The sequence below is a fragment of the Pseudomonas sp. CCC3.1 genome, assembly GCF_034347405.1.
In the GTDB taxonomy this organism is placed as follows: domain Bacteria; phylum Pseudomonadota; class Gammaproteobacteria; order Pseudomonadales; family Pseudomonadaceae; genus Aquipseudomonas.
On the sequence record NZ_CP133778.1, the window covers coordinates 669,741 to 692,081 of the forward strand.

The 22,341-nt window shown below is 56.5% G+C and carries 23 protein-coding genes; 4 read left to right on the forward strand and 19 right to left on the reverse strand.

Annotation, left to right across the window (positions count from 1 at the left end):
- Positions 1 to 9: 9 nt before the first annotated feature.
- The 13 genes from RHM56_RS03015 to RHM56_RS03075 form a co-directional block, all read right to left on the reverse strand.
- On the reverse strand, positions 10 to 384 hold the full coding sequence (locus RHM56_RS03015; RefSeq protein ID WP_322238412.1) for an EamA family transporter: 375 nt from the start codon (positions 382 to 384) through the stop codon (positions 10 to 12).
- Positions 381 to 1,301: an arginase gene (locus RHM56_RS03020; RefSeq protein WP_322238414.1), complete on the reverse strand. Its 921-nt coding sequence runs from the start codon at positions 1,299 to 1,301 to the stop codon at positions 381 to 383. Before RHM56_RS03020 ends, RHM56_RS03015 begins: the two co-directional genes overlap by 4 nt.
- 101 nt (positions 1,302 to 1,402) lie before the next feature.
- The gene (locus tag RHM56_RS03025; RefSeq protein WP_192812389.1) at positions 1,403 to 1,729 is read right to left on the reverse strand and encodes a GlpM family protein; all 327 of its coding nucleotides are present in this window, start codon (positions 1,727 to 1,729) and stop codon (positions 1,403 to 1,405) included.
- Positions 1,730 to 1,737: 8 nt separating this feature from the next.
- A complete protein-coding gene (locus tag RHM56_RS03030) occupies positions 1,738 to 3,063 on the reverse strand; it encodes a sigma-54 dependent transcriptional regulator (RefSeq protein ID WP_322238416.1) in 1,326 nt (441 codons plus the stop codon).
- On the reverse strand, positions 3,060 to 4,964 hold the full coding sequence (locus RHM56_RS03035) for a sensor histidine kinase (RefSeq protein ID WP_322238418.1): 1,905 nt from the start codon (positions 4,962 to 4,964) through the stop codon (positions 3,060 to 3,062). The genes RHM56_RS03030 and RHM56_RS03035 overlap by 4 nt, the downstream gene beginning before the upstream one ends.
- 137 nt (positions 4,965 to 5,101) lie before the next feature.
- On the reverse strand, positions 5,102 to 5,836 hold the full coding sequence (locus RHM56_RS03040) for an amino acid ABC transporter ATP-binding protein (RefSeq protein WP_322238420.1): 735 nt from the start codon (positions 5,834 to 5,836) through the stop codon (positions 5,102 to 5,104).
- Complete coding sequence (locus tag RHM56_RS03045) at positions 5,833 to 6,507, reverse strand: ABC transporter permease subunit (RefSeq protein WP_322238422.1); 675 nt, start codon at positions 6,505 to 6,507, stop codon at positions 5,833 to 5,835. The genes RHM56_RS03040 and RHM56_RS03045 overlap by 4 nt, the downstream gene beginning before the upstream one ends.
- Positions 6,507 to 7,253 carry an amino acid ABC transporter permease gene (locus tag RHM56_RS03050; protein ID WP_322238424.1) on the reverse strand — a complete coding sequence of 249 codons (747 nt, stop codon included), beginning with the start codon at positions 7,251 to 7,253 and terminating at the stop codon, positions 6,507 to 6,509. The genes RHM56_RS03045 and RHM56_RS03050 overlap by 1 nt, the downstream gene beginning before the upstream one ends.
- Before the next feature lie 201 nt (positions 7,254 to 7,454).
- Positions 7,455 to 8,369: a glutamate/aspartate ABC transporter substrate-binding protein gene (locus tag RHM56_RS03055; protein ID WP_322238426.1), complete on the reverse strand. Its 915-nt coding sequence runs from the start codon at positions 8,367 to 8,369 to the stop codon at positions 7,455 to 7,457.
- A gap of 350 nt (positions 8,370 to 8,719) precedes the next feature.
- A complete protein-coding gene (glpD, locus tag RHM56_RS03060; RefSeq protein ID WP_322238428.1) occupies positions 8,720 to 10,258 on the reverse strand; it encodes a glycerol-3-phosphate dehydrogenase in 1,539 nt (512 codons plus the stop codon).
- A gap of 267 nt (positions 10,259 to 10,525) precedes the next feature.
- Entirely contained in the window at positions 10,526 to 11,281 is a 756-nt protein-coding gene (locus RHM56_RS03065; protein ID WP_322238430.1) for a DeoR family transcriptional regulator, read from the reverse strand.
- A gap of 149 nt (positions 11,282 to 11,430) precedes the next feature.
- Positions 11,431 to 12,936, reverse strand: a complete 1,506-nt coding sequence (gene glpK, locus RHM56_RS03070; protein WP_322238432.1) for a glycerol kinase GlpK — start codon at positions 12,934 to 12,936, stop codon at positions 11,431 to 11,433.
- An 88-nt stretch (positions 12,937 to 13,024) separates the two neighbouring features.
- Complete coding sequence (locus tag RHM56_RS03075) at positions 13,025 to 13,876, reverse strand: MIP/aquaporin family protein (protein ID WP_322238434.1); 852 nt, start codon at positions 13,874 to 13,876, stop codon at positions 13,025 to 13,027.
- A gap of 379 nt (positions 13,877 to 14,255) precedes the next feature.
- On the opposite strand from RHM56_RS03075, the gene ybaK reads away from it, so the two are divergent.
- The gene (gene ybaK / locus RHM56_RS03080) at positions 14,256 to 14,723 is read left to right on the forward strand and encodes a Cys-tRNA(Pro) deacylase (protein ID WP_322238435.1); all 468 of its coding nucleotides are present in this window, start codon (positions 14,256 to 14,258) and stop codon (positions 14,721 to 14,723) included.
- A 76-nt stretch (positions 14,724 to 14,799) separates the two neighbouring features.
- Here ybaK and RHM56_RS03085 read toward each other — a convergent pair whose 3' ends face one another.
- Positions 14,800 to 15,909 carry an ABC transporter ATP-binding protein gene (locus tag RHM56_RS03085; protein WP_322238437.1) on the reverse strand — a complete coding sequence of 370 codons (1,110 nt, stop codon included), beginning with the start codon at positions 15,907 to 15,909 and terminating at the stop codon, positions 14,800 to 14,802.
- Positions 15,906 to 16,826 (reverse strand): ornithine carbamoyltransferase, encoded by a 921-nt coding sequence (gene argF / locus RHM56_RS03090; protein WP_322241687.1) that lies wholly within the window; start codon positions 16,824 to 16,826, stop codon positions 15,906 to 15,908. The genes RHM56_RS03085 and argF overlap by 4 nt, the downstream gene beginning before the upstream one ends.
- Before the next feature lie 431 nt (positions 16,827 to 17,257).
- Between argF and grxD the strand changes: the two genes are divergently transcribed.
- On the forward strand, positions 17,258 to 17,599 hold the full coding sequence (gene grxD / locus RHM56_RS03095; protein WP_322238439.1) for a Grx4 family monothiol glutaredoxin: 342 nt from the start codon (positions 17,258 to 17,260) through the stop codon (positions 17,597 to 17,599).
- A 95-nt stretch (positions 17,600 to 17,694) separates the two neighbouring features.
- Here the strand turns inward: grxD and bfr are convergent, their stop codons facing one another.
- Both bfr and RHM56_RS03105 read right to left on the reverse strand, forming a co-directional pair.
- Positions 17,695 to 18,165 (reverse strand): bacterioferritin, encoded by a 471-nt coding sequence (gene bfr, locus RHM56_RS03100; protein WP_322238441.1) that lies wholly within the window; start codon positions 18,163 to 18,165, stop codon positions 17,695 to 17,697.
- Between the two features lie 198 nt (positions 18,166 to 18,363).
- A complete protein-coding gene (locus RHM56_RS03105) occupies positions 18,364 to 18,582 on the reverse strand; it encodes a bacterioferritin-associated ferredoxin (RefSeq protein ID WP_026014263.1) in 219 nt (72 codons plus the stop codon).
- Between the two features lie 281 nt (positions 18,583 to 18,863).
- On the opposite strand from RHM56_RS03105, the gene RHM56_RS03110 reads away from it, so the two are divergent.
- Positions 18,864 to 19,466: a peroxiredoxin gene (locus RHM56_RS03110; protein ID WP_019411008.1), complete on the forward strand. Its 603-nt coding sequence runs from the start codon at positions 18,864 to 18,866 to the stop codon at positions 19,464 to 19,466.
- A 73-nt stretch (positions 19,467 to 19,539) separates the two neighbouring features.
- Here the strand turns inward: RHM56_RS03110 and rnt are convergent, their stop codons facing one another.
- Both rnt and pyrC read right to left on the reverse strand, forming a co-directional pair.
- A complete protein-coding gene (gene rnt / locus RHM56_RS03115; protein ID WP_322238444.1) occupies positions 19,540 to 20,214 on the reverse strand; it encodes a ribonuclease T in 675 nt (224 codons plus the stop codon).
- A complete protein-coding gene (gene pyrC / locus RHM56_RS03120; protein ID WP_322238446.1) occupies positions 20,211 to 21,257 on the reverse strand; it encodes a dihydroorotase in 1,047 nt (348 codons plus the stop codon). The genes rnt and pyrC overlap by 4 nt, the downstream gene beginning before the upstream one ends.
- Before the next feature lie 155 nt (positions 21,258 to 21,412).
- Between pyrC and RHM56_RS03125 the strand changes: the two genes are divergently transcribed.
- Entirely contained in the window at positions 21,413 to 22,318 is a 906-nt protein-coding gene (locus RHM56_RS03125; protein WP_322238448.1) for a flagellar protein MotY, read from the forward strand.
- Positions 22,319 to 22,341: the final 23 nt, after the last annotated feature.

A 22,341-nucleotide genomic window follows, 5' to 3' on the forward strand; every position in this document is an offset into this window, starting at 1 on the left:
TTTATCTCCTCAAGCCCCGGCGATGCAGACCAGCATCACGCCGAGGGTAATCACCAGTGTGCCCATCCAGCGCCGGCGGCTGACGTGCTCACCGAGGAACACGTTGCCAGCGAAGACCACGCCGCAATACGCCAGCGCGGCGGCCGGAAAAAGCAGGCTCAGGGGGGCCCGTGACAGGGCTTCGAGCCAGACGAAAAACTCGATCACATACGCGCCGATCCCGGCCCACAGCATCGGCGCGTTAAACACCTGCCCCCAGAAAGCATTGAGGCGAAAGCCGCCTTCAAGCTCGGGCAAGCGGTCGAGGCCAATCTTGAAAAACAGCTGGCCAATCACATCGAGCACGATAGAGAACGCCACCAGCAACATCACCATCAGGGTCACGGGAACAGCTCCTCAAACAGCGAAATCAGCGCCTCGTTGGTGGCCGAGTTGCGCAGCAGGTCGGCATCGCTCCAACGCTGTGGTGGCGGTTGGTCGGATTTGGCTTCCCAGCGCTTGAGCAGGTTGCTGTGCGGCGCCTTGGCAAACTCGCCGCACACATCAATGCCCAGCACGCGTTTACGGGCGGCCAGAGCGCGGATGGCGTGCAGCAGGTGGGTGAGGCGCATGCCGCCTTGATCCCAGTTGGTGGCGGCGTCTTCACTGGCCAGCACGTCTTTGTCGAGGGTGATCCACACCGCGTCTGTCGGCAGGCCCTGGATCAAGTTGTCGACAAAGGTCGGCCAGTCCTGTTCGGACAGGTTGCGCCAATGCAGAAGGTTTTCGTGTTGCTCATGGCCAGGGCCATCGCCGATCCGGCCCCAGACTTTGGTGGGGGCGTGTTGCCACGGAAATAGCTGCAAATCGCCCCTGCGCAGAGCGCCCAAGTTACCCCCCTTGAACTGCGGGCTCTGGAGGTCATCACTGCACGGCCCGAGGGTGATGATGCGTTTGATGTTCGGCAGTTTCAGCGCACGATTGACCCACGAACCGCAGTGACGGCGGGGGGCAAAGCGGACCCAGTCGGGATGGTTGTCGAAGTGAATCAACGTCACCGGCTCGGGCAGATCAGCCAATAGCGCCGGGGTTAAATGGTGGTAGTCGCCGGAACCGATGAAGAACAATTCGGGTCTGTTCGCAGGCTTTTTGGCCCGTTGCAGCAGACATTTAGCGAAGCGCTGGTAGTTGCGTTCGGTGGACCATAGGCGCAGTTTTGGGCCTAGCTCCAGCAAATCGAGACGGGTAGCGCGGCCATCGGCGAGCCGCTGAGCAATAGGCGCCTGAGCGGTCAGGCTGTGATCGAGATCGAGAATATTCAACGTGTTTTTTACCCCATTCAATCGCCGCCGGGCCATGCCTGGCGGGCTTCAGGGGATAAATGCAAAGGGCGGGCCAGCGTGTGTATATTTCCGCGTGGGTGTCAGTGCAAGCGTACCCATACGCTGACCAGCACAGTGGCGGCCATCAACCATGCCACCGCCGCCAGTGCCAACGAGGCTTCAAGCCGCAACCGATCAACCAGCACATACAGCGTCGCGAGGTAGACGAAGTAGGGAATGATCGACCACATACCGAACACAATCGTGGTTTTCAGGTCGTCGACTGATCGCCCTTTGCCGACGATGTAATGCGCAATCAGGGCAAAAGTCGGGAACAGCGGGACTAACCCCGCGATGTAATAGTTTTTGGTTTTTGCCAGCATCGCCAGAATGATCACTACACCGGCGCCCAGAGCAGCTTTAAGAATCAGATCCATCAGTGAGCGAGCCCGTATTTTTTAACTTTATCGAAGAGCGTGGTCTTGGCCATGCCCAGTTCTTGACTGGCCTGGGTCAGATTGCCGCCGCTGCGTTGCAAGGCGTCGTTGAGCAGGTTGCGCTCAAAGGCTTCCACTGCTTCTGAAAAGCCCAGCCCTTGCGACGCGCTGCTGCCCGGCTTTTTGAACGCGGGCAAACCCAAGGCAAAGCGCTCGGCCACATTGCGCAGTTCACGGACGTTGCCCGGCCAGTCATGGCTCATGAGGTTGGACAGGGTCTGGTTGTCCAGCTCGGGCGCCGTGCGGTCGAAGCGCAGGGACGATTGCTGCAGGAAGTATTCGAACAATTGCAGGATGTCTTCGCGACGCTCGCGCAAAGGCGGTAGCTCGAGGGTGACTACGTTCAGGCGGTAATACAGGTCGCTGCGGAACTGGCTGGCCTTGCTCAGTTGGTCGAGGTCGGATTTGGTGGCCGCTATCACCCGACAATCCACATCGATACTTTGGTTGGAGCCCAGACGTTCCAGCGTGCGTTCTTGCAACACGCGCAGCAGTTTGATTTGCAGGTTGAGCGGCATGCTTTCGACTTCGTCGAGAAACAACGTGCCGCCGTTGGCGTGCTCGATTTTGCCGATCCGGCGTTTGCCCGCGCCGGTGAAGGCGTTGGCTTCGTGGCCGAAAATTTCACTTTCAAACAGGTTTTCCGGTAACCCGCCGCAGTTGAGCGCGACGAACTGCTGGGGCTGGCGGCGGCTGAAATCGTGCAGACAGCGGGCAACCAATTCTTTGCCGGTACCGGTTTCACCTTCGATCAGTACGTTGGCCGAGGTATCGGCGACGTTAGCGATCAATTCGCGCAATTGTTGCATGGCGGGCGAGCGGCCAATGATGCGGCCCTCAAGGGAGTCGCGTTCGGCCAGTTGCCGACGCAGCGACCAGACTTCACGGGCCAGGCTGCGTTGTTCCAGCGCCCGGCGTGCCACCTCGACCAGCCGTTCAGGCGAAAAGGGTTTTTCCATGAAGTCATAAGCGCCGTCACGCATCGCGCCCACGGCCATGGAAATATCGCCATGCCCGGTAATCAGAACCACCGGCAGGCTGCGGTCGCGGGCCTTGAGGCGTTTGAGCAACTCCAGTCCGTCAATGCCCGGTAAACGAATGTCACTGATGACGATGCCGGGAAAGTTGTCCCCGACCAAGGCCAGTGCTTGCTCGGCGCTGCTCACGCCTTCGCTGTGGATGTCTTCCAGCGCGAGCGCCTGTTGGCATCCGAGCAGGACATGGGGGTCGTCTTCGACAATCAGGACGGTCAGCTCGTGGTTCATATCGGCTCGGCCTTAGCGGGTTGCACCAGCGGTAAAAGGAGGACAAACGCAACACCACCGGCCTGCGGAAACTCGACACTGAGGCTGCCGCCAGCGGCCGCAGCCAGGCTGGCAGACAGGGTCAAGCCGAGGCCCAGGCCTTGTTCGCCGGGTTTGGTGGTGAAGAACGGTTCAAACAGATGGATACGGTTTTCGGGCGCGATGCCGGGGCCATTGTCGCGCACGCGCAAGCGGAATTTGCCTTCGCTGTGTTCGCCTTCAAGCCACAACTGCGGGGTTGTTGGCTGACCTTGCATGGCGTCCAGCGCGTTGCTGATCAGGTTGACCAGAATTTGCTCAAGCCGGGTCTGGTCGATCTTCAGTTCAACGTCGCTGAGGTCGCGCTGCACGTGCGCGCCCGATGTTTCGAGTGGGGTGGCGAGCAACTGCAATACCGCTTCGATCGCTTTGCTCAGGCTGGCCTGGCCGTGATCGTCACCCCGTCGCGCAAACGAGCGCAGGTTAGCGGTGATGCGGCCCATGCGGTCGACCAGGTTGTTAATGGTGCTGAGGTTGTCTGCGGCCACTTTCAGGTCGCCACGCTCAAGGAAGCGCACGGTATTGCCAGACAGTGTGCGCAAGGCGGCCAGGGGTTGATTCAACTCGTGGGCGATGCTGGTAGACATTTGGCCGATGGCCGCCAGTTTGCCCGCCTGCACCAGTTCGTCTTGGGCAAGGCGCAAGGTGTCTTCCGCCTGGCGGCGCTCGCGAATCTGGTCTTTGAGGCGCTCGTTGCTGGCGCGCAAGTGCGCGGTGCGTTCTGTGATTTTGCGTTCTAGCTGACTATTGGCCGCTTGCAGCGCTTCACGGGCAGCCAGTCGGGTGGCGATCACTTTGCGTCGTTCGTTCCAGGCAATCAGCAGAAACGCCAGCAAAGCAAAGGCTACGGCCACCAGCATGCCTTGGTTGGCCGCTTCGCGGCGTAAGTCCTGTAGGGGCGTGAGCAAGGTGATGTCCCATGGGGTGTCGTTCAGCCGACGGGTCTGGGCCAGATAACTGACTTCCTTTTCATCGGCCTCGCCCCCTGGATTGGCTGCGAACGTGACTTTTTCGGTTCCTTCGCCCAGTTGCTCGCTTGCAAGGGGTTGCAGCTCAATCAGCGGCCACCAGTAGTACTGCAGGCTGCGCGCCAGTTGCTCTTTGATCTCAGCGGTCAACGGACGTACGGACTTGAGCCGTCGGCTCGGGTCGCTGGACAGGATAATGATGCCGTTCTCATCGCTCACATACGCTTCGAGGCGGGCACGTTGCCAGCGTTCTTCAAGGGCTTCAAGGCGGACTTTGATCACTGCTACGCCAATGATCTTGCCTTGCTCTTCGAGGCCGTGAGCCAGGTAGTAGCCCGGCTCGCCGGTGGTGCTGCCGATGCCGTAGAAACGTCCGGGTTGGCCACGCACGGCGTCCTGAAAATAGGCCCGGAAAGACAGGTCTTCCCCCAGGTAGCTGTCGGTATCGCGCCAGTTGCTGGTGGCCACGACCCTGCCAGTGGTATCGAGCACGTAGATTGCCCGACTGCGGCTGCGTCGGTTAAGGCCTTCGAGGTATTGATTGACGGTGACCCGGTTTTGCACGGTCGGATCAGCCAGTAATTGCGAAACACTGGACTCCAGCTCTAGCAAGCTGGGCAGGTAGGTGTATTTGCTGAGTTCGCTTTCGACGGTGCGAGCATGCAACTCAAGCTGACGTTCACCGCTTTCGTTGAGCGCGCGAATGCCAAAGTGTTCACTGATGCGATAGCCGGCATAGCCTAGCCCGATCGTCAGCAAGATGATCAGTGGAGGCAGCAATAGATGGCGTAGCAGGCGAGGTTTCACGGCAAGTGAGGGCGGGGAACCGCGATAAAGGTTGGGGTCGCATTTCATCACAGATGCCTTGGGTCAACCACTGCGCAATGGCAGCTGATTAACTGAGATCACCTGTAGGAGCGAGCTTGTCTCGCGATCTTTTAAAAGATCAAAAGATCGCGAGACAAGCTCGCTCCTACGAGGCGTGGTGCTATTTAGTGCTGCAGGATTTTGGCGAGGAAGTGCTGTGCGCGCTCGGAACGGGCGGTTACGTCACCGAAGAACTCTTCTTTCTCACAGTCTTCGACGATTTTGCCCTGGTCCATGAAGATCACCCGGTTGGCCACCTTGCGCGCAAAACCCATTTCGTGGGTCACGCACATCATGGTCATGCCTTCGTGGGCCAGTTGCACCATCACGTCGAGTACTTCGTTAACCATTTCCGGGTCGAGTGCCGAGGTCGGTTCGTCGAACAGCATGATGATCGGGTCCATGGCCAATGCGCGTGCAATGGCTACACGCTGCTGCTGACCACCCGAAAGCTGGCCAGGGTGTTTATGGGCATGCGCCGACAAACCTACACGCTCCAGCAGTTCGAGGCCTTTTTTGGTGGCTTCTTCTTTGCTGCGGCCCAACACCTTGATCTGCGCAATGGTCAGATTTTCGGTGATGGTCATGTGCGGGAACAGTTCGAAATGCTGGAACACCATGCCCACGCGCGAACGCAGTTTTGGCAGGTTGGTCTTGGGGTCGGCAATTGATGTGCCGTCGACCACGATGTCGCCTTTCTGGAACGGCTCAAGGGCGTTGACGCACTTGATCAGGGTTGATTTACCCGAGCCCGATGGGCCGCAGACGACAACCACTTCGCCCTTTTTAACTTCGGTACTGCAATCGGTCAGTACCTGGAAGTCCCCGTACCACTTGTTGATGTTCTTGATCGAGATCATACGGCAAACCTTTTTTGCAGACGCTTGACCAGCAGCGAGGCGGAAAAGCTGATGATGAAATACACCAGACCGGCGAAAATCAGGAACTCATTGGAGCGGCCGATGATGTCGCCACTGGAGCGCGAAGCATTGAGGAAGTCAACCAGGCCTACGGTATAAACCAGCGAGGTGTCCTGGAACAAAATAATGCTTTGTTGCAGCAGCAACGGGGTCATTTTGCGAAATGCCTGAGGCAGGATGATCAGGCGCATTGCCTGGCCGTAGCTCATGCCCAGCGCTTTGGCGGCGCCCATCTGGCCTTTTGGAATGGCTTGTACGCCAGCCCGCACGATCTCACAGAAGTAAGCGGCTTCGAACATCACGAAGGCCACCATGCACGACTCGAACGCACCGATCGGGGTGTCTTTGCCGGTGATCCAGCGCAGTACAAACGGCACTGCCAGGTAGAACCAGGTAATCACCAGCAGCAGCGGGATCGAGCGGAAGTAGTTCACGTAAGCGCCGGCCAGATTGGCCAGCCACTTGCTGGACGACAAGCGCATCAACGCCAGCACTGTACCGAGGGCAACGCCTCCTACAACCCCGAGAACCATGAGCTTCAAGGTCATGATCATGCCGTTCCACAGACCCGGCAGGGCAGGAACAATACCGCTGAAATCGAAGAAGTCCATTACTTGCCCCCCAGAGACATCAGGCCAGGCACTGCGACTTTCTTCTCGATCAGGCGCATCAGCAGCATGAGGCTCATGTTCAAGGTGAAGTAGATCAAGGTGGCCAAGGTGAAGGCTTCAAACAGGTTGGCGGAGAATTCGGCCGTCTGTTTAGTCTGTGCCAGCAGCTCCATCAAACCGATCAAGGACGCCACGGAGGAGTTCTTGAACACGTTGAGGAATTCGGAGGTGAGCGGTGGAATGATGATGCGATAAGCCTGGGGCAGCAGCACGTTCCAGTAAATTTGCGGCAGCTTGAAACCCATGGCACGGGCCGCGGCTTCTTGGCCTCGTGGCAACGCTTCGATACCGGTGCGTACTTGTTCGCACACCCGTGCAGCGGTAAACAGGCCCAGGCACACGACAACGCTCAGGTAAGCCGAGGTGGTCGGGTTGAGGTCTTGCTTGTACCAGTCCTGCAGGTCTTGTGGCAGCAGATCGGGTACCAGGAAGTACCACATAAACAGCTGTACCAGCAGCGGCACGTTACGGAAAACTTCCACGTAGACCGTTGCGATACCCGAGAGAAAGCGGTTCGGCAGGGTGCGCATCACGCCCAGCAGCGAACCCAGTATCAGCGCGACAATCCAGGCAACAACAGCGATCGCGATGGTCCAGCCCAGTCCGGTAATAAACCAGTCGAGATACGTCTCGCTGCCTATGCCGGTGGACTTGAAGAACACGCTCCAGTCCCAGTTGTAATTCATGCAGGGTCTCCCCTCAGATGGGTCTATAAACAAGCACTTGCTTCAGGGAATCCGTTCTCACCCGACAGTGCGGTCGGGCACACCCTCCCGCTCGATAACCAGCGGTTCGAGTGTTCACTAATGCAATAAGAAGCGAGTACAGCAGGTGATCAAAGCACCCGAGCGTGGTCATTCACGCTCGGGTGCCAGGCACATCAGAAATCAGATTTTGACGTCAGGTGCTGGCTTGTCGGTTGGGTTGGCGATCAGCTCTTTAAGTTCTTTGCTCATCGGGAAGCCCAGGTTCAGGCCTTTTGGTGGAATCGGGGACTGGAACCATTTGTCGTAGATCTTGGTGATGTCGCCAGACTTGTAGGTTGCAACGATGGCGTCGTCCACGGCCTTTTTGAAGTCCGCGTCGCCTTTACGCACCATGCAGCCGTAGATTTCGTACGACTGTGGAGTACCGGTAACAGCCCAGTCAGTAGGCTTCTTAGCCTTGGCCATTTCACCAGCGAGCAGGGCGTCGTCCATCATGAAGGCTACAGCGCGGCCTGATTCCAGCATCTGGAAAGCTTCGCCGTGGTCTTTCGCGGAGATCACGTTCATGCCCATTTGCTTGTCAGCGTTCATCGCCTTGAGGATGCGCTCGGAGGTGGTGCCCGCCGTGGTCACGACGTTTTTGCCTTTAAGGTCGGCGAAATCTTTGTATTCCGAGCCTGCTTTGGACAGCAGACGGGTACCAATTTCGAAGATGCCGACCGAGAAATCCACTTGCTGAGCGCGTTCGGCGTTGTTGGTGGTGGAACCACATTCAACGTCAACGGTACCGTTTTGTACCAGCGGGATACGGGTCTGGGAGGTGACCAGGTTGTACTTGACCTTGAGGTCAGGCAGGTTGAGGTCTTTTTTCAGTGCTTCAACAATTGCCAGTTGTACATCGTGGGAGTAGCCAACCGGTTTGCCGGAAGCGTCCGCGATGTAGGAAAACGGAATGGAGGAGTCACGATGCCCAAGGGTGATGGTGCCGGATTCTTTGATTTTCTTCAGCGTGCCGGTCAATTCGGCTGCAAAAACTGGAGTGCTAATCAGAGCTGCTGCTATTGCTGCGCTCAAAAGTTGCGGAACGATGCGCATCGATGTTTCCTCGACATTGTTTTTTTTATTTGAGCCCGTTCACGAGCCCTTGGTGTACTTCGAATAGCTCAACAGGCTTATGCGTTGTTTTAGCATTCGGCCCTGAGTGTAGAGCATGAGTCGTGCCAGAGCCGATGATTTAGATCAACTTGTTGATTTATAAGGAATTAAATGTTTTTAACGAGGAAGGAGAAGAGAGGCTCGCCCGGAAAGCCGAACTGAGGCGGACTTGGGCGTTCGGAAAACCGAATGAAAAAATCATGCATCTGTAGGAGCGAGCTTGCCTCGCGATCTGTTGGAAGATCAAAAGATCGCGAGGCAAGCTCGCTCCTACACGTATGTTGGGTCGTTTAAGCCGCTTCCACCTTGCGGTGCTTAAGGTTTAGACCTGCCATGTAATGAGCCAAGTGTTCCTGTTCTTCTGCGGTGGTGAACAGGCCCAGTTTGGTCCGGCGCCACAGGATGTCTTGTGCGTCCAGTGCCCACTCCTGGCTGCACAGGTAATCCACTTCACGGCTGTAGAGGCCGCTGCCAATGTGCTCGCCCATGTCGCTCAGACCTTGTGCACCATCCAGCAGGCGCCATGAGCGGTTGCCATAGGTAATTGCCCAGCGTTTGGCGATGGCAGCATCGAGCCAGCTGTGTTTGCTGACCAGTGCAGCGCTCAGGGCTTGAGGCGTGGTCATGTCTTCGCCGCCCGGCAAGGTGGCCTTGGCAGTCCAGCTCGGTTTGATCTGGGTGAAGTACGGGGTCAGTTGCGCCATGGCCGATTCGGCCAGTTTGCGGTACGTGGTCAGCTTGCCGCCGAACACGGACAACAGTGGCGCTTCACCCGATGTGCCTGACAAGGCAAGGGTGTAATCACGGGTCACGGCTGACGGGTTGTCCGACTCGTCGTTGCACAGCGGACGTACGCCCGAGTAGGTGCGCAGAATGTCAGAACGGGCGACCTGCTGTTTGAAGTGGGCATTGACCACGTTGAGCAAGTAGTCGGTTTCTTCTTCGGTAATGCTGACCTTGGCCGGATCGCCGGTGTATTCGCGGTCGGTGGTACCGATGATGGTGAACTGGTCCATGTACGGAATGGTGAACACGATCCGCTGGTCTTCGTTCTGCAGGATGTAGGCGTTCGGTGCGTCGTACAGTTTCGGCACGATCAAGTGGCTGCCCTGAATCAGGCGAATGCCGTAGGGCGAATCCAGCTTCAGGTCATTTTTGATGAACTTGGCAACCCAAGGTCCAGCAGCGTTGACCAGGGCTTTGGCGCGAATCGAGAACAGGCTGCCGTCGGCGCGTTCAAAGTTCAGTTCCCACAGACCTGCATTGCGGCGAGCACCTGTGCAGCGGGTTTGTGTGTGGACGTGAGCGCCGTTTTCCCGCGCAGCCATAGCATTGAGTACTACAAGGCGGGCGTCATCGACCCAGCAGTCGGAGTATTCAAAGCCTTTTGTGATCTCAGGCTTTAACGGGCTGTTGGCGCCGAACTTGAGGCTGACTGAGCCCGCGAGCTTTTCGCGTTTGCCCAGGTTGTCGTACAGGAACAAGCCTGCACGGATCATCCATGCCGGGCGCAGGTGCGGGCGATGCGGCAATACAAAGCGCATCGGTTTAACGATATGCGGGGCTTTGGCCAGCAGCACTTCACGTTCGGCCAGTGCTTCGCGCACCAAGCGGAACTCGTAATGTTCAAGGTAGCGCAGGCCGCCGTGGATCAGTTTGCTGCTGGCTGACGAGGTATGGCTGGCCAGGTCGTCTTTTTCGCAAAGGAACACAGAAAGGCCGCGACCGGCCGCGTCTGCCGCGATCCCGACCCCGTTAATCCCGCCGCCAATCACGGCAACGTCGTATACCTCAGCGAGAGGGGTGGCAGGCAAGGTGGTCAGGGGCATGTGCAGGCCTCGCGTTCTTTACGCATATTTGAATTCGAACATTAATGTTCATTTTCGAAAATGGTAGCGGATAAACGCGCGCACAGCCAGCATCCTTCGATTGAAAAAACTCATCGAAGTGTGTCTAAAGGAAGATTTTCGAACATTTCGGGCTGGCGGGGGGGGGCGAGAAGCACCGGGTAGGAGCGAGCTTGCCTCGCGATCTTTTGATCTTTAAAACAAAAGATCGCGAGGCAAGCTCGCTCCTACGCAGGGGTGTTGGAGTGGTTACACCACTTCCAGGCGGATTTTGTTTTGCGTAAGCAATTGAACCAGTTCGGGCACTGGTGGCTGATCGGTGACCAGGCAATCAATCAGGGTGATTGGGCCCAAACGAACCATTGCGTTACGTCCGAATTTGCTGGAGTCCGCTGCCAGAATCACCTGTCGGGCGTTGGCGATAATGGCTTGAGAAACGCGTACTTCCTGATAGTCGAAGTCCAGCAAGCTGCCGTCAGAATCAATACCGCTAATGCCAACCAGGGCGAAATCGAACTTGAACTGGTTGATAAAGTCGACGCTGGCCTGACCCACGATGCCACCATCGCGGCGCACGTTACCGCCCGCGATAAGCACTTCAAAGTCGTCTTTGGCACTCAGAATTGAGGCGACATGCAGGTTGTTGGTGATGATTTTCAGGTGGTGGTGGTTCAGCAGCGCGCGGGCGATCGATTCGGTCGTTGTACCGATATTGATGAAAATCGAAGCGTGATCTGGGATTTGGGCGGCGATGGCTTCGCCAATACGGCGTTTTTCATCGCGCATCTGGTCGGCGCGCATGGCGTAAGCAGTGTTTTCGACGCTGGAGTCGTAGGCGGCGCCACCGTGATAGCGACGCAACAGATCGGCTTCAGCTAACTGGTTGATATCGCGACGGATGGTCTGCGGTGTAACGACAAACAACTGAGCCATTTCCTCGATGCTGACATAGCCGCGCTCGCGAACGAGTTCGAGGATCTGCTGTTGGCGTGGAGGCAGATTCATGGAGTTTCCTTTGGGCGGCGAAGCAAAATTCGCCCATGATGCCGCAGGAATGCTCGGTCTGCTATACGCAGGTGACTTGAGCGCAGATGTGACAACGGGCGCCAAGAGCGCCCGTTGCCTGCCTAAACCTGAAGTTCTGGCCTCAAGGCTTAGTTGCTTTCTTCGTGCGGTTCCCAGTCACGGGTGCGGCTAACGGCTTTTTTCCAGCCCGCGTAGAGCTTCTCTTTGCTGGCTTCTTCGAGCTGAGGTTCGAACTCGCGCTCAATGACAGACTTGCCGCGCAACTCTTCCAGGCTGCTCCAGAACCCGCAGGCCAGACCGGCCAGGTAGGCGGCGCCCAGCGCGGTGGTTTCGCGCATTTGCGGGCGCTCAACCATGGTGCCGAGGATGTCGGCCTGGAACTGCATCAGGAAGTTGTTGGCTACGGCGCCGCCGTCAACGCGCAGAGCTCTCAGACGTTCGCCGGAGTCTTGCTGCATGGCGTCCAGAACGTCGCGGGTTTGGTAGGCAATCGACTCAAGGGCTGCACGAATGATGTGATCGACACGTACGCCACGGGTCAGGCCGAACAGTGCGCCACGGGCATACGGGTCCCAGTAAGGTGCGCCGAGGCCGGTGAAGGCAGGCACCAGGTACACACCGTTGCTGTCTTTGACCTTGTTGGCAAAGTACTCGGTGTCGTGCGCGTCGTTGATGATTTTCAACTCGTCACGCAACCATTGAACGGTGGAGCCGCCGTTGAAGACAGCGCCTTCCAGAGCGTAAGCCACTTCGCCGCGCGGGCCGCAGGCGATGGTGGTCAACATGCCGTGGCTCGATTTGACTGCCTTGGTGCCGGTGTTCATCAGCAGGAAGCAGCCAGTGCCGTAGGTGTTCTTGGCCTGGCCTGGCTCTACGCACATTTGGCCGAACAGTGCTGCTTGCTGGTCACCGGCAATACCGCCGATGGCGATACCGCTTTTGGTGCGGCCATAGATTTCGGAAGACGACTTCACTTCTGGCAGCATTTCACGCGGGATATCCAGCACCTCAAGCATCTTGGCATCCCACTCCAGCGTGTGGATGTTGAAGAGCATGGTGCGCGAGGCGTTGGTGTAGTCGGTGACGTGGGTCTTGCCGCCGGTAAATTTCCAGATCAGCCAGCTGTCGATGGTGCCGAACAGCAACTCGCCATTGCGCGCGCGTTCGCGGCTGCCTTCGACGTTGTCGAGGATCCACTTCAGTTTGGTGCCGGAAAAGTACGGGTCAGTGACCAGGCCCGTAGTGTCACTGATGTATTGCTCATGGCCATCGCGCTTGAGCTGCTCGCAAATCTCGGTGCTGCGGCGGCACTGCCAGACGATGGCGTTGTAGATCGGGCGGCCGCTGACTTTGTCCCAGACGACAGTGGTTTCACGCTGGTTGGTGATACCGATAGCTGCGACCTGGTCGTGATGCAGACCGGCTTGAGCCAGGGCCTCAACCATGACCGCGCTTTGGGTCGCGAAGATTTCCATCGGGTCGTGTTCAACCCAGCCTGCCTGCGGGTAGTGCTGTTGGAACTCGCGTTGGGCCGTGCAGACCACGTTGGCGTCACGATCGAAAATGATTGCTCGCGAACTGGTGGTGCCTTGGTCCAGTGCAATGATGTAGTTCTTATTCTGAATGTCGGTCATGTGATTGCCTTGCAGAATGAAGTAATGGTTTCAGGGCGCGAGAAGATAACGGGCAATCGTCTCGTGCGCCCCGTTTCATAAGTCGATATCAGGAAGCCTGGGTTTTCACTTCGCCAGCTGTTGGGGCGTTCGCCGTAACGGCCTCGGCCTCTGGCAGGTGGCGGGCAATCAGCCCGCGATAAATGGCTGCGCCGAGGGTTGCACCCACGATCGGAGCAAAAATTGGAATCAGGAAATAAGGAATATCGCGCCCGCCGGTGAATGAAACTTCACCCCATCCAGCAAGGAACGTCATCAGTTTAGGTCCGAAGTCGCGCGCAGGGTTCATCGCAAAACCCGTCAGCGGGCCCATTGAGCTGCCAATCACGGCAATCAGCAGGCCAATCAGCAGCGGCGCCAATGGGCCGCGCGGCAAACCGTTCTTGTCGTCGGTCAGGGCCATGATCACGCCCATGAGGATGGCGGTAATCACCACTTCAACGAGGAAGGCTTGCAGTGTTGAGAGGGATGGATGTGGATACGTCGAGAACACTGAGGCCAATTCGAGGCTGGCCTGGCTGCCGCGAGCCATATGGTGCGTTTGTTCGTAATCGAAGAACAAGTTGCTGTAAAGCGTATAAACCAACGCGGCAGCGCAGAAGGCACCCGCCACTTGGGCGAGAATGTAGAACGGCAGTTTGCGTTTATCAAAATCGGTGAACAGGGACAGTGCAATGCTGACAGCGGGGTTCAGGTGAGCGCCGGAAACGCCGGCAGTCAGGTAAATCGCCATGCTGACGCCAATGCCCCAGATGATGCTGATTTCCCACAGACCAAAGCTGGCACCTGCGACCTTGAGAGCCGCAACGCAGCCTGTCCCGAAGAAAATCAAAAGTGCTGTGCCAAGAAACTCGGCCGTGCATTGGCCTAAAAGCGTAGGGTGCTGCGTTGCAGTCGTCATTTCAAACCTCGTTTTTGTTGTTTTTTGACGTCGTCAGTCGGGGGTGGCAATGCAGCAACACAAAAAGCAGGACGTCTTGATCTCGGCTTTTCATAGGTTAGTAACGTAATGCGTGTAACGAACAGACATATTCGCAATCGAAAAAATATAGACAAGAAACACTGCTGTCAAAGGTCGAAAGTGAACGACCATTCACATTCTGACTTTCATATGCGTTTTTGGTAACGATTTTCTGTAAGAAAAAACTACAAATTGGTAGGGATGGATGTAACGTTTCAGCCAGAAAACACGCCGAGATGCCCGTTCTAGCGCCTTTTTATGGGGTAATGGCTTAACATTCGGCATCGTTTTCTTTAGCCAATACGCAACAGGGGCTGCCATGACACCTGCACTGGATCTGCTGAAAAAAGTTCGCGCCGAACATCACGTCCATAGCTACGAGCACGACCCAAAAGCCGCGTCTTATGGGTTGGAAGCAGCAGAAAAGCTCAGTCTCGAACCTGTGCAGGTGTTCAAGACGCTCTTGGCCAGCAGCGAAAAGGGTGAATTATTGGTCGCTGTCGTACCGGTCGTCGGAAGTCTTGATTTAAAAGCGTTGGCACAGGCGGCAGGGGTCAAAAAAGCCGAAATGGCCGACCCTGCGGCCGCTCAGCGGGCGACGGGATATTTGTTGGGCGGGATCAGCCCGTTGGGACAAAAGAAGCGTTTGCGCACGTTTATTGATAAAAGCGCAAAAGAGTTCGGAACGATTTATGTGAGCGCCGGTAGGCGTGGACTGGAAGTTGAACTGGCACCGGCCGTGCTGGCTGAGCATACGCAGGCGATTTTTGCGAGTATTGGTCGATAAGCATGGCGGTGTGGGAGTGAGTTTGCTCGCGATCTTTTGAAGATCATAAGACCGCGAGTAAACACGCCATCTGCTTTTAGTTAGCAGTGCTGAAACGTCTTACGCCTGATTCGGTATGCGGGATTTGTGCTGCGGTGCTACCGCTGGTTTGAAACATGACCAGGTGCTCAGCTGCAACGCGGATTCCCACGTCAGTGCCCGGCAGATGGTCTGCATGGCTTGGGAAGATAGACTCCAGCTGGCTGCCTGTCGGTAGTTGCAACCGGTACAGCGTCGATGCGCCCAAGAATGTTTTGCCAATGATTTTGGCTTTTAACGTGCTGTCGGGTGCGTAGACGATGTCGTCAGGGCGCAGCAGCACATCCACCGCGCCACCGGTTGGCCAGGTGTAAGCCCGATTGCCGCGTAATACGCCCAGCTCGGTTTGCACCGACTCAGGACTGAGCAATTGCCCACGAATGAAATAGCCTTGGCCGATGAAACTCGCCACATAGGGCGTCAGCGGTTCGTGATAGAGGTTGAAGGGCGTATCCCATTGTTCAAGGCGACCTTCTTTAAACACGCCGACATGGTCACTCACTGCGAAGGCTTCTTCCTGGTCGTGGGTCACCAAAATCGCACTGGTGCCACGCGCTTTCAGAATGTCCCGTACTTCATGGCTGAGCTTGCGGCGCAATTCGCCATCCAGGTTGGAGAACGGCTCGTCCAGAAGCAACAGCTGCGGCTCGGGAGCGAGGGCGCGGGCGAGGGCGACACGCTGTTGCTGTCCCCCTGAAAGCTCATGGGGAAAGCGCTTGCCCAAGTTTTTGAGGTTGACCAGTTCAAGCAGTTCTTCAGTGACGCGCTCTTTGTTCGGGTGTTTATGGATGCCGAACGCAATGTTGTCGGCCACGCTGAGGTGTGGAAACAGAGCGTAGTCCTGAAACACCATGCCGATGCGACGTTTCTCTGGGGCCAAGGTGAAGCCGGCACTGGAGATGACTTCGCCCGCGAGCTGGATTTCGCCTTGGTGCACGGGTTCAAAACCGGCAATCGCACGTAAGGTTGTGGTTTTGCCGCAGCCTGAAGAGCCGAGCAGGCAACCAATGTCGCCTGCATTAAGGTGCAGGTTGAGGTTTTGCACCACGCTCTGGCCTTGGTATCCACAGGCCAGATCGCGAAGGTTGAGCAATAGCGGCTGACTCATGCGGGCTGGTACGCAGGCTGGACAAGAAACTCGAGCAGCGCTTTTTGTGCGTGCAGACGGTTTTCAGCTTGATCCCAGGCCACGGAACGCGAGTCGTCCAGCAGGTCGAGGCTGATTTCTTCTCCGCGGTGAGCGGGCAGACAGTGCATGAACAGCACATCTTCGGCGGCAAGGTCGAGCAAGGCGCGGTTGACCTGGTACGGCGCAAACAGCTCAAGGCGTTTGGCGGTTTCTTCTTCCTGGCCCATTGAGGTCCAGACGTCTGTGCTGACCAAGTGTGCGCCGATCACGGCGTCACGCGGGTCGCGAACGATGGTCACGCGATCACCGGCCAGGGCCACGAATTCAGGATTGGGTTCATAGCCTTCAGGGCAGGCAATGCGTAGCTGGAAGTCGAACTGAATGGCCGCTTCTATATAACTGTTGCACATATTGTTACCGTCGCCGATCCAGGCCACTGTTTTGCCTTTGATCGATCCGCGGTGCTCAAGGAAGGTTTGCATGTCTGCCAGTAGTTGGCAGGGGTGTAGGTCGTCTGACAGACCGTTAATGACGGGTACGCGGGAATTGGCCGCGAACTCGGTCAGGGTGTTGTGGGCAAAGGTACGGATCATGACCGCATCGAGCATGCGTGACATGACAATTGCGCAGTCGCCAATGGGTTCGCCGCGGCCCAGTTGAGTGTCGCGCGGGGACAGGAAAATAGCCTGGCCGCCAAGCTGGATCATGCCGGCTTCAAATGACAGTCGGGTGCGAGTCGATGACTTTTCGAAAATCATGCCCAGAACGCGGTTTTTCAGGGGTTCGAAGAGAACGCCGCGATCACGCAGGTCTTTTAGCTCGATGCCGCGACGGATCACACTGAGTAGCTCTTCGGGCGTGCAATCCATCAGGGAGAGAAAGTGCCTTGCGCTCATCATTAACTACCTTTTTTGCAACGACCGCAGATACTCAAAGCCGGGTTTTTCGGAAAAACGGGCGAGACCTGCGGCGAAAGCCGCACGGGGCGACGAAATAGGGGAAGGCGCGATCTTATAAGGAAATGTCGCGCCTTGCCAATAAGGGTCACGTGTTTAGAGGTTTGAGCGAGTCTTGCGCTGCATGAGCACGCGGCAGAACCCCCTTTTCAGTGGTTTGCCTCACCTCAGCTGCCCAGTTGTACACTGCCCTCAGGTTGCTTGGCAATTCTCAGTGCGTGTGCGGCGTTAATGCTCGCGTATGCAAAACAGAATTGTGAGATGAAGTTGCGACGATTGTCTGTCTGGGAGACCGAGCGTCATGCTCGGCTTTCCGTTACAATGCGCCACCGTGCCGACAACTGAGTCGGAAAGTTCAGCCGAGGTGCTCCATGGATATCATCGAAACTATCAAAGATCAGATTGCCAACAATACCGTTCTGCTTTACATGAAAGGCGCTCCGAATGCCCCGCAGTGTGGCTTTTCGGCTAAAGCGGCCCAGGCCGTCATGGGCTGTGGTGAGAAGTTCGCTTACGTGGACATCCTGCAGAACCCTGAAATCCGCGCCAACCTGCCGAAATACGCAAACTGGCCGACCTTCCCGCAGTTGTGGGTAGGCGGTGAGCTGGTTGGCGGTAGCGACATCATGACTGAGATGGCTGCAGACGGTTCTTTGCAGGCCTTGATCAAAGAAGCAACTGCAAAAGCTGCCGCGGCCAAAGTTGATGCTTAATGGCTGACGCTGCTGCTACTTGAGTGATCAAGTAGCAGCCCATAAAAAAGCCCCGCCTCTGTATAAACAGGGCGGGGCTTTTTTGTGGGGGTTAGTTATTCACCCATTTGCGATTGCAGGTAATTCTCAATGCCTACTTTGTCAATCAGGCCCAATTGAGTTTCCAGCCAGTCGATATGCTCTTCTTCTGCTTCCAGAATATCTTCCAGAAGTTCACGGCTGCCAAAGTCGCCGACAACTTCGCAGTGAGCAATAGCTGCTTTGAGATCGGCGTGACCCGTGCGCTCAATGCGCAGGTCGCACTCCAGCATTTCCTTGGTGTGCTCGCCAATGTGCAGCTTGCCAAGGTCTTGTACGTTCGGCAGGCCTTCCAGGAACAGGATGCGCTTGATCAGTTTGTCAGCGTGCTTCATCTCGTCGATGGATTCGTTGTATTCGTGCTTGCCTAACTTTTCCAGGCCCCAATCCTGATACATGCGCGCATGCAGAAAGTATTGATTGATCGCAACCAGCTCGTTACCGAGGATTTTGTTGAGGTGCTGGATGACTGAAATGTCGCCTTTCATCGCGAGGGCCTGCCTTAATTAACCGTATATAAGGCTGAGTTTGAGCTGCGTATTAAAGACTGTCAAACCTAAGTGTTTGAATAATAAATGAAAATTAATCGGAATAAGAATGTTTGTGTTCCGCGTCTTGGCTCTAAGTGCTTGAATTTTTGGCATAAAAAAACCGGACATTAAGTCCGGTTCTTTAAAATTCGGTAATTACGCAGCAGAAAATTCTGCTGGAAAACCCATTGCCGCTTGGCTGGCTTGGAGGGATGACAGGGTTTCGCGAACCACTTGCTTGGCCAGGCAAGCGCATTTACCGCATTGGCTGGCAACGCCAGTCGCTTCACGCACTTCGCGGTAACTGCAGCAACCTTCGTAGATTGCATCGCGGATTTTTCCGTCAGTAACGCCAGTGCAAAGGCAAACGTACATAAATAAGAACCATCGCTGGTTGGGATTCAATGAAACGGATCTTAATGTTAACGAGAATGATTGTCAAAGTACGTTGGAGCTCTGTTGTGCTTTGTTCAGGTTGCGCTGACGAACGGTATCGGGAACTCAATGTTCAGAGGATGAAAAAGGGCTAAGGCCGGTTCCGACGAGCGGTGTATGATGGCCGGTCATTTTTATGCGGAGCTGGACGCAAGCCTGCTGTTTCACGATGGCAAGCCTGGCCTGGCCCCGTTCTTCACATTGCACCCAGGAGATATCCAATGAGCGTACTCGTAGGCAAACAAGCCCCTGACTTCACCGTCGCCGCCGTACTCGGCAATGGCGAAATCGTTGACAGCTTTTCGCTGTCTACCGCTATCAAAGGCAAATACGGCCTGGTGTTCTTCTACCCACTGGACTTCACTTTCGTTTGCCCGTCTGAGCTGATCGCTCTGGATCACCGCATTCCTGAGTTCCAGGCGCGTAACGTTGAAGTGGTTGCAGTCTCCATCGACTCCCATTTCACTCACAACGCATGGCGCAACACCCCAGTAAACAATGGCGGCATCGGCCAGGTGAAATACACCATGGCTGCTGACATCAATCACGCCATCTGCAAGGCTTACGACGTTGAAACTGAAGGCGGCGTAGCATTGCGCGGTGCTTTCTTGATCGATGACAAAGGTGTTGTTCGCTCCCAGATCGTTAACGACCTGCCACTGGGTCGTAACATGGACGAGCTGCTGCGTCTGGTTGACGCGCTGCAATTCCACGAAGAGCACGGCGAAGTGTGCCCTGCCAACTGGAAGAAAGGCGACAAAGGCATGACCGCTTCGACTGAAGGCGTTGCGGCTTACCTGACTGAGAATGCTGGCAAGCTGTAAGCTTTCTGGCGGCAAAAAAAACCGGACTCAGTGTCCGGTTTTTTTATGCGCGGTGTAAGCCTGAACGATTCGATCAATCGTTGAAGTCTTTCCAACCACCCATTTGCTTCCAGCTGTTGACGATGCCGCAGAACAGCTCAGCAGTCTTTTCGGTGTCATAACGCGCTGAGTGCGCTTCACGCCCGTCAAAATCGATATCAGCGGCCTGGCAGGCTTTGGCCAGGACGGTTTGACCATACGCCAGGCCTGCCAGGGTTGCGGTGTCGAAGCTAGAGAACGGGTGAAACGGGTTGCGTTTCATGTCCAGGCGAGCAACGGCCGCATTGAGGAAGCCCAAATCGAAGCTGCTGTTATGGCCTACCAGAATGGCGCGTTTGCAGCCATTGGCTTTCAACGCCTTGCGCACGCCACGGAATATGTCGGTCAACGCTGTCTCTTCGCTGACGGCCATGCGCAGCGGGTGATCCAGTTTGATGCCGGTGAACTCCAGCGCCGCGGCTTCGATGTTGGCGCCTTCAAATGGCTCAACACGATGGAAATAGGTGTGTTCAGGGAACACAAAACCTCTTTCATCCATGCCAATGGTGGTTGCCGCGATTTCCAGCAGGGCATCAGTGGCACAGTTGAAGCCACCTGTCTCAACGTCGATTACGACCGGCAGATAACCGCGAAAGCGCTCGGCCATCGGGTGGCGCGAGCCGCCACCATGACCGCCTTCATGTTCGTCATCAAAATGGTCGTCACTCACAGGTGTTCCTCCAGCAGGCGCCAGCGCAGTTTTTCACCGGCGCGCAGCGGAATTACGTTCAACTCGCCGAAAGGCAGGCTGGTTGGGGCGGTCCACTCTTCGCGAACCAGAGTAATCTGTTCGGTACTCGGTGCCAGGCCATAGAAGCGCGGGCCGTTGAGGCTGGCGAAGGCTTCTAGTTTGTCCAGCGCATTGCGCTGTTCAAAGGCTTCGGCGTACATCTCGATGGCCGCATAAGCGGTATAGCAACCAGCGCAGCCACAGGCCGCTTCTTTGGCATGCTGGGCATGAGGCGCCGAATCGGTACCCAGGAAGAACTTCTCGCTGCCGCCGGTGGCCGCATCCAGCAGAGCTTCCTGATGGGTGTTGCGCTTGAGAATCGGCAGGCAATAGAAGTGTGGGCGGATACCGCCGACTAGCATGTGGTTCCGGTTGTAAAGCAGGTGGTGCGCGGTGATGGTGGCGCCTACATTGGCCGAGGATTCGTTGACGAACTGCACAGCGTCAGCGGTCGTGATGTGCTCGAACACCACTTTCAATGCAGGGAAGCGTTCTACAACGCGACGCATGTGCTCGTCGATGAAGATCTTTTCGCGATCGAACACATCGACATTGGCGCGAGTCACTTCGCCGTGGATCAGCAAGGGCATGCCGACTTCAGCCATGGTTTCGAGGACCGGGAAGATCGCATCGATGCTGGTTACGCCAGAGTCGGAGTTGGTCGTTGCGCCAGCCGGATACAGCTTGGCAGCGTGGACGAAGCCGCTGGCTTTGGCCGTGCGAATGTCTTCAGGCCGTGTTCGGTCTGTGAGGTAGAGCACCATCAGGGGCTCGAAGCGGCTACCAGCCGGGCGAGCAGCCAGAATGCGCTGTCGATAGGCATCGGCTTCGGCAGCATTACGCACCGGAGGTACCAGGTTGGGCATGATGATGGCGCGGCCAAAGGTGCGCGCAACATCCGCCACAGTGTGAGGCAACACAGCACCATCGCGAAGATGAATGTGCCAGTCGTCGGGACGCAGCAGGGTCAGGCGGTCAGACATTGGGGATTCCAGGCGGGTCGAACTGATGCGAATGCTACCGGAAAAGACTCTGTCAGGCACTCGCTATCAAGTTTTGTACGCACTATCCGATATAACCAGGGTATGCCGTAAAACTGTGGACTGGTTTTTTGCAGTGCACGCCTGTGGAGCCCCCTGTGCGTCAACGTTATTTCATTCTGCTCAGCCTGTTTGCCAGCTTTCCTTGCCTGGCCCTGACTTTCCAGACCCGTCTGGAGAATGTTGAGTGGAAAGTAGAGGGCGACAAATTCGAGTGTCGGCTCATTCAGCCCATTACCGATTTCGGTTCAGGAGTTTTTGTGCGCCGCGCCGGAGAACAGGCTGTTTTCCGTCTCAATGCGTACAACTCCGTGTTGGGCGAGGGCTCTGCGACATTGCTGGCAGCGGCGGCGCCATGGCAGCCGGGGCGGGGTGATATTGATTTGGGGGCGGTATGGATCGGGCGCGGCAATGTGCTTTTTAACAGCTCCCAGGCGCAGGCCGGGCGTTTGTTTCGAGGTTTGCTGGAGGGGCGTAGCCCGCTGGTCAGGCACTATTCGCCTACCAGTGGCTTGTCGGAGGTCCGACTGTTGCCTGTCAAGTTTCGTCAGGCGTATGGCGATTACGAAGCGTGTACTGCCAAGTTGTTGCCAAAGAATTTTGAGCAAGTGCGCCAAAGCCAGGTCGGTTTTCCTGGGGGCGGGATTGAGCTTGACGTCAACGCCAAGGTCAACCTGCACGTCATGCTGGAGTACATGAAGGCCGACCCGACGGTTAACCACATCCTGCTTGAAGGATATTCAGATAACGTGGGTAATCGTCTGACCAATCGTGAGCTGTCACGGCGCAGGGCGTTGGCGGTGATGAACTACTTCAAGGAAAACGGCATCCAGGAGTCGCAGATAACGATGCGTTTTCACGGTGAGCAGTACCCATTGGCGCCTAATAACAATGCGGCCAATCGTGCGAAGAACCGCCGGGTCAGCGTGCGTCTGGAGCGTGTGCCGGAGCCTGAAAAGACTGCCCCGAGCGTGGGAGTAGTCAACCCTGCGACTCTGTCCTGATGTCCAAGTCCGGGTCGTGTTGT